Origin of the sequence: Dysgonomonas termitidis, from assembly GCF_042654545.1 — a bacterium.
In the GTDB taxonomy this organism is placed as follows: Bacteria; Bacteroidota; Bacteroidia; order Bacteroidales; family Dysgonomonadaceae; genus Dysgonomonas; species Dysgonomonas termitidis.
The window spans coordinates 44,904-58,117 of the sequence record NZ_JBHSGN010000156.1 but is presented as its reverse complement, the minus strand read 5'-3'; the positions used below and the strand labels follow the sequence as shown (position 1 = coordinate 58,117).

At 41.6% G+C, this 13,214-nt stretch carries 10 protein-coding genes; 7 read left to right on the top strand and 3 right to left on the bottom strand.

What is annotated here, in order from left to right:
* The first annotated feature begins 11 nt into the window (after positions 1-11).
* From ACFO6W_RS23860 to ACFO6W_RS23845, 4 genes are read left to right on the top strand one after another with little or no spacing between them, the layout of a single operon-like run.
* Positions 12-1,628, top strand: coding sequence for a RagB/SusD family nutrient uptake outer membrane protein (locus ACFO6W_RS23860; RefSeq protein ID WP_380001235.1), 1,617 nt, complete (start codon positions 12-14; stop codon positions 1,626-1,628).
* A gap of 25 nt (positions 1,629-1,653) precedes the next feature.
* Complete coding sequence (locus ACFO6W_RS23855; protein WP_380001233.1) at positions 1,654-2,655, top strand: glycoside hydrolase family 18; 1,002 nt, start codon at positions 1,654-1,656, stop codon at positions 2,653-2,655.
* 34 nt (positions 2,656-2,689) lie between these two features.
* On the top strand, positions 2,690-3,697 hold the full coding sequence (locus ACFO6W_RS23850; protein ID WP_380001231.1) for a BT_3987 domain-containing protein: 1,008 nt from the start codon (positions 2,690-2,692) through the stop codon (positions 3,695-3,697).
* A gap of 16 nt (positions 3,698-3,713) precedes the next feature.
* A complete protein-coding gene (locus ACFO6W_RS23845; protein WP_380001229.1) occupies positions 3,714-4,868 on the top strand; it encodes a DUF1735 and LamG domain-containing protein in 1,155 nt (384 codons plus the stop codon).
* A gap of 135 nt (positions 4,869-5,003) precedes the next feature.
* On the opposite strand, the gene ACFO6W_RS23840 is transcribed toward ACFO6W_RS23845, so the two are convergent.
* The 3 genes from ACFO6W_RS23840 to sucC all read right to left on the bottom strand — a co-directional run bounded on the left by ACFO6W_RS23840 (position 5,004) and on the right by sucC (position 7,893).
* Complete coding sequence (locus ACFO6W_RS23840; protein WP_380001227.1) at positions 5,004-5,555, bottom strand: cysteine hydrolase family protein; 552 nt, start codon at positions 5,553-5,555, stop codon at positions 5,004-5,006.
* Positions 5,556-5,829: 274 nt separating this feature from the next.
* Positions 5,830-6,702, bottom strand: coding sequence for a succinate--CoA ligase subunit alpha (sucD, locus tag ACFO6W_RS23835; RefSeq protein WP_380001225.1), 873 nt, complete (start codon positions 6,700-6,702; stop codon positions 5,830-5,832).
* Between the two features lie 63 nt (positions 6,703-6,765).
* Positions 6,766-7,893, bottom strand: a complete 1,128-nt coding sequence (sucC, locus tag ACFO6W_RS23830) for an ADP-forming succinate--CoA ligase subunit beta (RefSeq protein ID WP_380001223.1) — start codon at positions 7,891-7,893, stop codon at positions 6,766-6,768.
* A gap of 612 nt (positions 7,894-8,505) precedes the next feature.
* Between sucC and ACFO6W_RS23825 the strand changes: the two genes are divergently transcribed.
* Genes ACFO6W_RS23825 through hemN form a run of 3 tightly spaced genes read left to right on the top strand, consistent with a single transcriptional unit; the run spans position 8,506 to position 13,213 of the window.
* The gene (locus ACFO6W_RS23825; protein ID WP_380001221.1) at positions 8,506-10,614 is read left to right on the top strand and encodes a TonB-dependent receptor; all 2,109 of its coding nucleotides are present in this window, start codon (positions 8,506-8,508) and stop codon (positions 10,612-10,614) included.
* Positions 10,615-10,623: 9 nt separating this feature from the next.
* Positions 10,624-11,868 carry an MFS transporter gene (locus tag ACFO6W_RS23820; RefSeq protein WP_380001219.1) on the top strand — a complete coding sequence of 415 codons (1,245 nt, stop codon included), beginning with the start codon at positions 10,624-10,626 and terminating at the stop codon, positions 11,866-11,868.
* Positions 11,846-13,213: an oxygen-independent coproporphyrinogen III oxidase gene (hemN, locus tag ACFO6W_RS23815; protein WP_380001217.1), complete on the top strand. Its 1,368-nt coding sequence runs from the start codon at positions 11,846-11,848 to the stop codon at positions 13,211-13,213. The genes ACFO6W_RS23820 and hemN overlap by 23 nt, the downstream gene beginning before the upstream one ends.
* The last annotated feature ends 1 nt before the right edge of the window (position 13,214 follow it).

Here is a 13,214-nt window from a genome sequence, read left to right as displayed (position 1 = left end):
TGAAAAACATTATGAGATTCTATAAAATCCACAATATCACACATAATCTGTGTTTAGCATTCTTACTCTGTTCTGCTTTTCTTTTTTCTTGTACTGATGATTTTGAACGCAAGAATACCGATCCGAACAGAGCCTTAGAGGAGGATATAAAAAAAGATTTATTGGGTGTCGGAGGATTTATTCCGACAATGCAGACAGATGTAATTCCAACGAGCGACGTGGGTGCTAATGAATACCAACGTGCCCAAAACCTGACAGGAGATATCTTTTCGGGATACATGGCTGCTATCGGCCAGTGGAACGGCTCAAGTAACAATAGTACCTACAATATGGATTTCAGCGACTGGAATGATGTAGGATTTAATGTAGCTTACCGCTCTGTAATGTCTCCATGGAGCCAGATAAAGGTAAAATCCGGAGAATACGGGGTGCCTTACATTTTCTATCTGGCACAGATAATCAAAATTGCCGGTATGCACCGTATAACTGATAATCACGGACCTATCCCCTACTCTCAATTTGGTAAAGGAGCTATGGGGGCAGCGTACGATTCCCAAGAGGCTATTTATAAATCTTTTTTTGAAGAACTGGACGAAGCTATTGCTGAATTAGACAAATTCGTGACGGCTAATAGTGATTCCGGGCCATTAGCAAAATACGACTTAGTATATAACGGTAATATCCGCAGTTGGATAAAATTTGCAAATACATTAAGGCTTCGTCTTGCTATACGGGTAGCTTATGTAAATCCGGATTTGGCAAAAGAAAATGCGGAAAAAGCTGTGAATAACAGCTATGGCGTCCTTACCGACAATATGGAAAATGTCACCGTGAAGTCAGGTAAAGGCTATACAATATCCCATCCGTTAACTGTCATATGGAGTTCATATAAAGATACTAAAATGGGGGCGAGTATAGAATCCTTCCTGAAAGGATACGAAGATCCCCGGTTAAGTAAATACTTTAGGCCAGCTGTTTCAGGATCTTACAACGGGGTTCGCAACGGGGTAGTGATATCGAATAAATCAAGATATGAGGATCTTTCAAACCCGAATGTAGAAGCTTCAGCTCCTATACAATGGATGTGCGCAGCCGAAGCCTATTTCCTTAGAGCAGAAGGAGTGCTGCGGGGATGGAATATGGCAGGCACAGATAATTTATCTTCGGCTGAAGATCTATATAATAAGGGAATAGAGGCCTCATTCGCTCAGCATGGAGTCTCGTCCTCATATACTTCATACGTTGGTAATAACACATCTGTCCCTGCCCGGTTTAGCGATGCAGTAGCTTCCAATAGTATCAATCCTCTTTCAACGATTACTATAAAATGGGACAACTCGGCATCATTTGAAAAGAAACTGGAGCGTATTATTACTCAAAAATGGCTGGCTATGTATCCTGAAGGACAAGAGGCCTGGAGTGAATTCAGAAGAACCGGTTATCCTAAGATATTCCCCGTAGTAACTAATAATAGTTCCGGGAAAATAAATACCGATATTCAGGTAAGAAGAGTCCCTTATCCTAAGACTGAATATACATCGAATCTGACCAATGTCACAGAAGCTGTAAGCACTCTTCTCGGAGGGCCGGATAATGGCGGCACCAAAGTTTGGTGGGATAAAAAATAATGTAGAATAACAAAATACGAAAAGTATGAAAAAATATATATACATATCTATCTTTTTATTTGCTGCAATTGCATTTGCCACTTCGTGTGACAATGAATGGACGGAGCCGAAAACAATAGATGTGGATCAGCCTGAAATTGGCTCAGACGCTTATTTTGCCAATCTGAGAGATTATAAACAGTCTGACCATCAGATTGCGTTTGGTTGGTTTGGAGGCTGGACAGCTGCCGGCCCGTCGATGGTTACCCGTCTCTACTCCATACCCGATAGTGTAGATATGATAGGCTTATGGGGAAATATGTGGCATAGGGATAAAATGACTCCTGAAAAAATTGATGATTTGCGACTTACCCGGGAAGTAAAAGGAACGAAGATACTGGTGACAACCCTTTTAGGCTGGACCGGAAAAGAGTTGCCAAACATACCCGAAGAAAATTGGGGAACCGACCGCCAGGAAGGATTACGCAAATATGCAAAGGCACTCGCTGAAGAAATTATCGACCTCGGTTTTGACGGACTGGATATCGACTATGAACCGAATGTGGGAGGCCAGACAGATGTAAGGGATTGCCCCAGAGGCGAGGACATGATTGTTTTTGTTCAGGAGCTTGGAAAATATTTAGGGCCGAAGTCCAATTCCGGTAAATTATTAGTAGTCGACGGAGAATTGGATGTACTGCCTGAAGAGACTGGCCCCTATTTCAATTATGCGATAGCCCAGGCATATTCGACAACCAGCGGCAGTAACCTGCAAAGCAGGTATAATAGAATCAGGTCCATATTCAAACCCGAACAATTCATTGTTACGGAAGACTTTGAAGCCCACTGGAGGACCGGCGGGGTCAGCTATACCGAAACGAATGGAAACAAAGTACCATCTATTTTAGGCATGGCCAAATGGAACCCAACCCAAGGGGTAAAGGGGGGATGTGGTACTTATCATATGGAATACGAATACAGGAATACAGAGATGGAGTACAAATACCTCCGTCAGGCGGTTCAAATAATGAATCCTGGAGTAAAATGAATATCATTATATATTCTCTAATAACTGATCATATATGAAAACATATAAAATACATATATTTCATTATCTCTTCATAGCTTGCCTGTTCTGGACAAGCTGTAGCTCGGACGACGATACGGAGACATTAGACCCGATAATTTACCTGAACACCAAGCAGGGAGATCCTCAGGTGGCCGTGAATATAAACTATAAACGGCTAAAAGAGTCGTCTGATCTGAACTATATATTATTACCTGTAAAAGCTACGGGAAGAGTCAATCAGGAAACAAAAGTTATCCTGGAGACGGATGAATCTTTAGTGAAGAGTTACAACGATGCAAAAGGAACAGAATATGAGATCCTTCCGTCTTCGGCCTATTCGATGGACAAGAATCATATAAGTATCGCTTCAGGAAGTAATATTTCTGCCGATTCTGTACAAATTGTTTTTAATAAGGCATTTATAGAAGAACATTTTACCGGATTTATAAACACGACATTTATACTCCCAATAAAAATATCCTCTGTGCAGACAGGTGATAAAAATGTAAGGGTGAGTACTAACTTCAATGTAGTCTATGCTATTGTAGATTTTTCCCTGACCGGCTTCGTATCAGAAACGGCTGTAAAACCAGGCGCATCTATCGACCGTTCGGCATGGACATCCGAGTCCAGGCACAGTTATGCTTACGGTCCGGCGCAGAATTCATATGACGGAGATCTTTCTACCTCATGGGTTATTCAATCAGGTAATTCATCCCATGGCATATATTATGATATGAGTGAAGTTCATAAGGTGAAAGGTTTCAGTTTGGTTTCTTCATATATTTTATACGGATACTATAATTGTGTATTGGCCGGATTCAGTATTGGAGTAAGTGCCGATGGTGTGAACTGGACCGATTTAGGCAGTGTGGAGCCTGTTATTGAGAATAACGAAAAGGTAGATGCTATTTATCAATTTGCAGAGCCTTTAGAGAGCAGATATGTACGCATTCTTCCGGATAAATTTTCAAACAGTTACAATCTGACCAGTATTGCCGAAGTCTACTTTTATGAATAACAGAAAAGAGTGAAATATGAAAACAAGAATAATACTATTTATAGCCGCTTTGCTGAGTGTTTTGTACTCGTGCAAAGACGCCGATGAATTTCAGAACGTAATTTATTTTACAGGCACTGAAAACAGCCCGGTACTGAAGATGTCTATCGAGGAACCGACGGATTTAGGTATAAGTGTCAGAGCCTCTGCCATAACAAAAAACGATATTAACGTTACTGTGGCTGTAAATGAGGCGCTGGTAGATAAATACAATAAAGAGAACGGAACAAATTATAAGACTTTATCTACGGATATATATGATATCAGCAATACAAACCTTCAAATTAAGGCAGGAAAGTATATCTCGGAGCCGCTGAAATTGTCCATTAAATCATTAAATGAATTTACGGATGAAGATATCTATTGTGTCCCTATGGAAATAAAGAATGTGCAGGGAGGCGACTTCCCTGTTTTAGATGCTTCAAGGATTATATACCTGGTAATAAACAAGACGATTATAACAAAAGCTGCCAATCTGAGCGGAAACTACTTTAAGGTAGACTTCGAGAATAAAGACCTGGGTAAAGGTGATCTGTCGGCAGTGAATGAATTGACTATGGAAGCCAGAATTTATGTGGACAGGTTCCAGACAACGAATCCGTTTATTAGTACCATAATGGGATTGGAGGAAAATTTCCTGCTCAGGATAGGTGATGTTACTATAGATAATAATCAGTTGCAATTAGCAGGAGGAGGATATCCGGTAACATCAGTAAACGGATTGTCCGCAAATGCCTGGACTCATGTGGCTGTAACATATGATGGAAAACTTATAAAACTTTATGTCAACGGAGAACTGGAATCATATGTCGAAGCACCCCGAGGGCCTGTCAATCTCGCTGGTCTGGACGGTGACCGTAAGTTCTATATAGGACAAACTGCTTTGTATGGAAGGTATCTGTACGGAAAAATCAGTGAAGTACGCGTCTGGACAAAAGCTTTGACTAAAGAAGAAATACAGAATGGTATATGTGCTGTATCTCCGGCATCTGAAGGGTTGCTGGCATACTGGAAATTTAACTCGGCAAAGAGTGACACTGAGTTAAATGTTGTGCCTGACCTTACAGGGAACGGTTATCATGCAAAGGGTATAAGAAATGTAAGCTGGGTTGAAGGAGTAAGATGTCCTTAAACAAGCATTAAATCAAAAGGATACATTAATGTTTGGTTTATGGCCGGAAGAGTCTTCTTCCGGCCTTTTTTATTCAGTATCATCCGATATAGGAATAGCAAAAGCCTCTGTAATTTCTGATCACTGACACTATGCTTATTGAGCTAAATACTCTCTCGTTGTTTTTACCGTTGAATAAAAATAATCGAGGGCAGCAAGAAAAGCATATTGGACGTCTTTAGCAGAAACCGTCTGGGCTTGAATTTCTAAATCCTTTGTAGCGCAGGCATCGCTGATAACAATACAGTTAAACCCGAAATCTTTAGCTGCTCTTGTGGTTGCATCGACACACATGTGGGTCATCATGCCACAAATAACCAAATCGGTGATGCCATTAGATATTAAGTAATCCAATAATGGTGTTTCACGAAAGCTATTGGGATAATTCTTGGTAATTACTCTTTCCCCGTCAACAGGAAATACATTTTTATGTATTTCTGCGCCGGCCGTATTAGGTACAAAGAACGTAGAGCCGGGACGCACAGAAAGGTGTTGAATATGAATTACGGGAAGTGAGTCCTTGCGAAATGCTTCTAAAATCTCCTTTGCTTTTAAACTGGCTTCCAGACTTCCGGTCAATGGGTTTGCTCCATATTCGAAGTAATCGTTTTGCATGTCAATGATCAATAGAGCTTTCTTTGTTTCCATATAAGACTTTGTTGTATTATCCTGCTGGCAGAAGGTGTTTACGCAGAAGAATAACATAGTGATTATAAATCCTGTTTTCATATTTCTTATTTGTATGTAAAGATACGATTCATTATTTAACAGTTATGCTTTTCCCTGTTTCTTTTTATCATACATCACTCCTGCCGGCACTTGTTCATCGAACAGTCCGGTCCTTACTTTCCATAAAAAGTGCCCTTTCAAAATCATCTCTGACTTTTGAGGGCACTTTATTTTTATTCAGGTATGATTTCCCTTAATTACCGAGTTGCTTTCGGAGTAGTTCCGGTATCTCCGAGGGTTCTTTGGCCACGCGTACACCTGCAGCTTCCAAAGCGGCGATTTTATCGGCAGCCGTACCTGAGCCGCCTGCTATGATAGCGCCGGCATGTCCCATTTGCTTACCTTGAGGCGCCGCCTGTCCGGCAATGAATCCTACAACCGGTTTCGTTACATGCTTGCGGATATATTCGGCAGCCTGCTCTTCCGCATTTCCGCCTATTTCACCTATCATGACTATTGCATCAGTATCGGGATCGTTTTGCAGCATTTCCAGTAATTCGCGGTAATAAAGGCCTACAACGGGATCACCCCCCATACCTACGGCCGTAGATTGGCCCATGCCGTTTGCCGTAAGATGATATACAACCTCATATGTTAATGTACCGCTTCGGCTGATTACACCTACATTCCCTTTTTTGAAAATCTGTCCGGGCAATATTCCTGCAAGGCATTTGTCTGGTGACATCAGTCCCGGACAATTAGGCCCTATCAGCATAGCCCCTTTCAGTTGAGTATAGCGGTATGCCTTTACTGCGTCCAGTGTTGGAAGCCCCTCGGATATGCAGATAATTAGCCTTATACCTGCATCGGCAGCTTCCATAATTGCATCGGCAGCAAACCGTGCGGGTACGAATATAATGGAAGTATCTGCCTGGGTCTGTTGCACTGCCTCGTATACGGTATTGAATACGGGTACGCCGAGTATTTCGGTACCGCCTTTTCCGGGCGATGTGCCGCCTACCACATTAGTTCCGTATTCTTTCATTTTTTTTGTATGGAAACTGCCGTCGCGTCCGGTGATCCCCTGTACTATCAGTCGTGTGGATTCGTTTATTAGTATGCTCATATTGTTTAGCTATTAGCTTTTTGTTTTCGATTGATATTATTTTTTTAAGTTAAGAGCTATCAGCTACAGGCCAACAGCTAACCTTACAGCTTCTCCCATGGTTTCCGCTACTTTGAATCGTGTCCCTGAAAGCATATCCCGCCCCTGCTTTTCGTTGGTACCTGTAAGGCGGACGATAACGGGAATATCGGTTTCCAACTGTTCGAAAGCGGTGAGCAATCCCGATGCTACATCGTCGCAACGGGTTATACCGCCAAATATATTTATCAATACTACTTTCACTTTCGGATCTTTGAGCAATAGGGTCATGGCATCTATTACCTTATTAGGGTTGGAACTGCCGCCTATATCAAGGAAATTGGCAGGAGTGCCGCCATATAACTTTATCATGTCCATAGTTGCCATAGCAAGGCCTGCGCCATTTACCATACAACCTATTTCACCGTCGAGATGTACATAACTGAATCCTTTCTCCTTGGCATATGCTTCCGTTTTTTCTTCCTCGGTAGGTTCAAAGAGGGCATGTATTTGTGGTTGGCGGTAAAGGGCATTGTCATCGAAGGTCATTTTAGCGTCAATCGCTATAAGATTGCCTTCTTTGGTGAGTACCAGCGGATTTATTTCCGCTAATGAAGCGTCTTTGTCGATAAAGAGTTTGTACAGCTTTTGCAATATTGCTGCCATTTGGTTCACCTGATTTATTTCTTCGAATATGGAGAATGCGAATCGGCGCGCCAGATAATCAGGAACCCCGATAAACGGGTCGATGGCAAATTTGTGTATCTTCTCCGGCGAATGGGATGCTACGTCTTCAATATCCATTCCTCCTTCGGCACTCATCATCAGTATCACCGACTTGGTGTTGCGGTCGATAACGAAGCTCACATAATATTCCGACCCGATGTTGACGGCTTCGCTGACGATAATTTTTGTAACGGGAAATTCTTTGATAGTCATACCCAGAATGTCTGATGCATATCGTTTTACATCTTCCCTGTTTTTTGCCAGTTTTACTCCTCCTGCTTTACCGCGGCCTCCGGTTAGCACCTGTGCCTTTACTACCACACGTTCCATGTTCAACCCGTCGTATGCCACTGCAGCTTCTTCTGCTACATTGCACAGGATATACTTTTCAACGGGAATGCCATAAGACGAGAATAGATTTTTTGCCTGATATTCGTGTATCTTCATAGGTATAAAAAAATTTAAATGTTATAAATTGATACCTTTTCTTAAACAGCTAAATTTACAGGTAAGTTTTTTAATAAAGTGTATTTTATAGATAATTTTAATTTAAGAGGAAATAGATGATGTTTATAAGACGGATACTCTACCACAAGAATTACACTCGCCTGATCCGGAAAAGTAGCAGGAACCGGCGCCTGGTAAGCAAAAAGAGATTTTGACTGCACCGGCAGGATCTCCTGGAAGAAACTAAAACCTGACAAACTTGACACTTTTTACACTTTTTTTATCTGTTGTACTTTTCCTTATAACTTATGATTTCCATAGAAAACTTGACAAAGTTGACACATTTTACATTTTTTCTGTTGTCTCATCGCAAGCAAGAGAGCTTGTTCAATACATCAAAGAACTATCGGCTTATAGCCTGCTATATAGATAAAGTTTTTGATTCTCAATTCGTATTATTCAGAACTTAGTAATAAATATTACACTTAAAAACACTCTCTCTCACTATCTTTAATTTATAAATTAATTAAAAATATCACTACATCTAGTGATTGACTTTTATTAAGGCTTTTACTTAAATTTGCGTATCAACTAAAATACAATCGAAGCACCTTGAAAAAGAAACCGGACATCAAAAATATTATCTTATTAATATTTTTATTTACAGCTACTTACACATATGTAAAAGCAGAGGATATACAGGGAGAGAACGATTCCGTGAAAATGAAATTCACTGCAAACGAAGTGGTCATAGAATCATTTAAGCAGAACAACAACCTCTTTATACAGCCTGTATCCGCTTCATTACTGACAGGCAGGGAGGTGAAGGATTTCAATATCATAAACATAAAGGAAATTACTTCCCTTGTTCCAAACCTGTTTATTCCCGACTATGGTTCCAAAATGACATCGCCTGCATATATCAGGGGAATAGGCTCACACCGCAATGCTCCGTCTGTAGGGCTTTATGTGGATGGCGTACCGTATTTCGACCGTTCCACATTTGATATTAATATCAACGACATCGACCGCATTGAAGTATTGCGGGGGCCACAGGGTACTATCTACGGCCGTAATACGATGGGAGGGATAATCAATGTTTTCACCAAATCGCCATTTAAATACAAGGGTACAAACCTGAATCTGACAGCAGGGAATTATAACAATTATCAAACAAGCTTGTCTCATTACGGCAATGTGGATAACAAAATAGGTTATGCCATATCGGGAAATTACCTGCACTCGGGAGGATATTTCAAGAATACGACAACCGGAAAGAAGGCCGATCCTATAGATGCCGTTTCCACCCGTGCGCGCATCAGCTGGCGTGTGCAGCCCCAATTGCTGATGCATCTGATAATGGCGTATGAATATTCCGATCAGGATGGCTATCCTTACAGGGTACTACATAAAGACACCGGAGAAATAGACGAGGTGAATTACAATGCCCGCAGCTATTACCTCCGGAATATGTCTACAAACGGATTGAACATAGAATATATAACCGACCTGTTTAAACTTAGTTCTCAATCGTCTTTTCAGTTTTATAATGGCAAGCAGGGACTGGATCAGGACTTTACGCCTAAGGATTCCTATTATGTAGATTTTTATCAGCGTCAACAGATGTACTCACAGGAATTTAATATCGGGTCACTGAAAGACGACAGCCGTTATGTATGGCAGTTCGGCCTGTTTGGTTTTCATCAGAGTTATTTCCAGACAAACGATGTCAATAATCTTTTAACAGGAGCACATACAATCCAAAGTGCAAAAAATCCGACCGACGGCTTTGCTGCCTATCACCAGTCTACGATTAACGATATTATAACACCCGGTTTATCCCTTGTGTTGGGCGTTCGTTACGACCGGGAGAAAACTAAATCCACTATGATAGGTACCCCGTTGACAAAGGCTGGCGAATCCATTACCGACAAGACTTCTTTTTCGCAATTAACTCCGAAAGCCGCTATCCAATATACTTTCAAACAAGACGGATTGGCTTACTTTTCAGTAACTAAAGGATATAAGACAGGAGGCTTTAACAATACAGCCGAAAAGGAAGAAGACCTGATATTCAACCCCGAATATAGCTGGAGTTACGAGATTGGTTCACGCTCCGGATTTTTCAACAATCTTTTATTCCTCGACTTGAGTTTGTTCTATATCAACTGGGAAAACCAGCAGATATCACAGACAAAGACCAGTGGAAAAGGCTTTATAATCAAGAATGCAGGCAAATCGGCCAGCAAAGGAGTTGAGCTGTCGGCACAGGTGAACCCTGTGAAAAATCTTAGCTTTCAACTGGTGTATGGTTATACAAACGCAAAGTATAAAGACTATAAGGACTATAATGCCGCTACCGGGGTAACAACTGCATATGATGATAATTACCTGCCGATGGTACCGCAGAATACAGTTTCCATATCGGCGAACTATACATTAGCCATAAACCGGAAATGGCTGGATAATATCGTATTGAACGCTCAGTATATTGGAGCAGGCAAATTATACTGGACCGACAAGAATGATATATCACAGGATTATTATAGCCTGTTCAATGGCAAAATTTCTTTCGTAAAGAAAGATTTTTCCATAGATTTGTGGTCGAAAAATATTGGGGGGGAGAAATATAATTCTTATTACTTCTCCACATCGAGTCAACATTATGTGCAAAGAGGCAGGCCGTTTACCTGCGGAGTAAATATGAACCTGAAATTTTAAACTATCGGGATGAAGCTAAACTATCAAAAAGGGGGACACTTATTTACATTTTTTTGCCTGTATATTGCACAGTCGATCCCGATGAGCTTTTTCTCTACGGTGCTTCCTGTTATTATGCGGCAACAGAATTTCTCCCTGGAGACAATAGGTATGCTTCAGTTGCTCAAACTGCCCTGGATACTCAAATTCCTGTGGTCGCCGATGGTAGACCGCTCAACCTATAAGCTGAACGATTTTAAGCGCTGGATATTCTCATCCGAACTTATCTATGCAAGTATTATCCTTGCCGTTTCGTTCCTCGATTTCAAAACCACCCCTTACCTGATAATAGGCCTTGTCATATTCTCATTCATCGCATCCGCCACACAGGACATAGCAACCGATTCGCTGGCCGTATTGTCATTCAGTAAAAAAGACAAGAGCCTGGCCAACAGCATGCAATCGATGGGCAGCTTTGCCGGGGCAATGGTCGGTGGAGGATTTTTGCTGTTGCTTTACCACAAATTCGGATGGGGCAACCTCCTGCCCTTTCTTGCCCTGTTTGTCATCATAGCGATTATCCCCCTCTTTTTCTTCAAGGGTAACAGGGGACATGAAATCATAAAAGAAAAGCAAGCCGAAAAAGCTACGGCAAATGATATACTGGGATTTTTCAGGCAACGGGGTATATGGAAGCAAATCGTTTTCCTGTTTTTCTATTATGCCGGGTTGATCGGTATTTTGGCCATGTTGAAGCCTATGCTTGTGGACTATGGGTATGATATGAAAGAAATAGGCGTTATGTCGGGTATTGTAGGTACTTCCATCGGATGCCTTGCTTCCTTCGGAGGCGGTTTCGTCGTGCGTAAAATAGGGCGGCACGCCGCACGTCTTATATTTGCCGTATTCACGTTAATTACCACTATATATTTCTGTCTGCTGGTAACTGTACTGCCTGTCAATATAGCGACATTACATTTAGGTATCTCCCTGTTGTGGGGAAGCTACGGCCTGTCTGTCATTGTGGTATATACCACTGCTATGGACTGTGTGCGCAAGGGATACGAAGGCACGGATTTTACTATACAAACGGTTATCACGCACCTTAGCGGCATCATAATGGGCGTCAGTTCGGGTAAGATAGCCGCAATGATTACTTATAAAGGTTTGTTTGTCGTGGAAATGTGTATTGCAGCCATTTCACTTACATTCATACTCTTTGCATTCAAATTAAAAGCGCCGGAGGAAAAAGATGAAACAAGAATTACTGAATAAATACAGCATACCTGTACCACGATATACGAGCTATCCACCTGCAAACTTCTTCAACGAATCGTTTACAGCCGGAAAATTCCGTCAGATCGTTATAGAATCGAATAAGGAAAATCCGCAGCATATTTCTGTGTATATCCATATTCCTTTTTGTTATCATATGTGCTTCTACTGCGGGTGTAACTCACAGTTGCTAAGAGATAACGCTGTTGTCCTGAAATACATAGACGCCCTGAAGAAGGAGATTAAAATGGTACTTCCCCTACTCGACCGCAATCGTAAGATATCGCAGATACATTACGGCGGGGGCACGCCGACATCGCAACCGGTATCTGTACTTAAAGAGCTGAATGAACTGGTATTATCCGAATTCGATTGTATAGAGAATCCCGAGATAGCCATTGAATGCCATCCCGGCTATGCCGATGAAGCGTATTGGAATGAGCTTGTAAATGCCGGATTCAACCGCATCAGCCTCGGAGTACAGGACTTTGACGAGGAGGTATTGAAAGCATCGAACCGTAAAGCACCGGGAATGGCCATGGAAGATGTAGTCCGCATACTCCGCAATAGGAATGTGTCGCTGAATATGGATTTTATCTACGGGCTGCCGCTTCAAACACCTGAATCGTTCGCAAAAACTATAAACAGAGCCATCGCGCTACGCCCCGACAGGATAGTTACTTTCTCCTATGCGCATGTGCCCTGGGTAAACGAATTACAAAAGAATCTGGAAAAGGTGGGTTTACCATCGGTGGAGGTAAAAAGCCAGCTATATGCAACAGCGAAGAAACTGTTGACCGATGCCGGATACAAGACTATCGGCCTCGACCACTTCGTACTTCCTGACGATGAATTATTTGCAGCTCAACAATCGAAAGCGCTGCACCGTAATTTTCAGGGATATTGTACCCGCAGGACTACAGGGCAGGTTTACGCATTCGGCATAACAGGTATCAGCCAGTTGGCAACAGCCTACAGCCAGAATACTAAAGACCTGAATACTTATATCAGGCAAATAAACGAAGGCGTTTTTCCTATTGCAAAAGGCTATATATTGAATGAAGAGGAACAGATTACACGCGAGGTTATTTCTCAACTAATGTGTAATTATACGGTAAATTGGCCGGAGCTATCCAATACATTGGATATTCCTATGGCGAAGATAAAATCTGCTGTTAATTATAACGAAACAGCATTACAGGCATTTGCTGCCGATGGGATTATAGAATATAATGAGGATTATATAAGCATCCTTCCCGATGCTGCTCCTTTTGTCCGCAATGTAGCTGCGTCTTTCGACAAACTGATAGATACAAAAGAGAACAGATATTCTAAATCTATCTGAT

Coding starts and splice junctions, on each gene's coding strand:
- sucC (WP_380001223.1), bottom strand. CDS start 7,893: ATGAAGATACACGAATATCAGGCAAAAAATCTATTCTCGTCTTATGGC.
- ACFO6W_RS23850 (WP_380001231.1), top strand. CDS start 2,690: ATGAAAACATATAAAATACATATATTTCATTATCTCTTCATAGCTTGC.
- ACFO6W_RS23840 (WP_380001227.1), bottom strand. CDS start 5,555: ATGGAAACAAAGAAAGCTCTATTGATCATTGACATGCAAAACGATTAC.
- ACFO6W_RS23845 (WP_380001229.1), top strand. CDS start 3,714: ATGAAAACAAGAATAATACTATTTATAGCCGCTTTGCTGAGTGTTTTG.
- hemN (WP_380001217.1), top strand. CDS start 11,846: ATGAAACAAGAATTACTGAATAAATACAGCATACCTGTACCACGATAT.
- ACFO6W_RS23820 (WP_380001219.1), top strand. CDS start 10,624: ATGAAGCTAAACTATCAAAAAGGGGGACACTTATTTACATTTTTTTGC.
- ACFO6W_RS23860 (WP_380001235.1), top strand. CDS start 12: ATGAGATTCTATAAAATCCACAATATCACACATAATCTGTGTTTAGCA.
- sucD (WP_380001225.1), bottom strand. CDS start 6,702: ATGAGCATACTAATAAACGAATCCACACGACTGATAGTACAGGGGATC.
- ACFO6W_RS23855 (WP_380001233.1), top strand. CDS start 1,654: ATGAAAAAATATATATACATATCTATCTTTTTATTTGCTGCAATTGCA.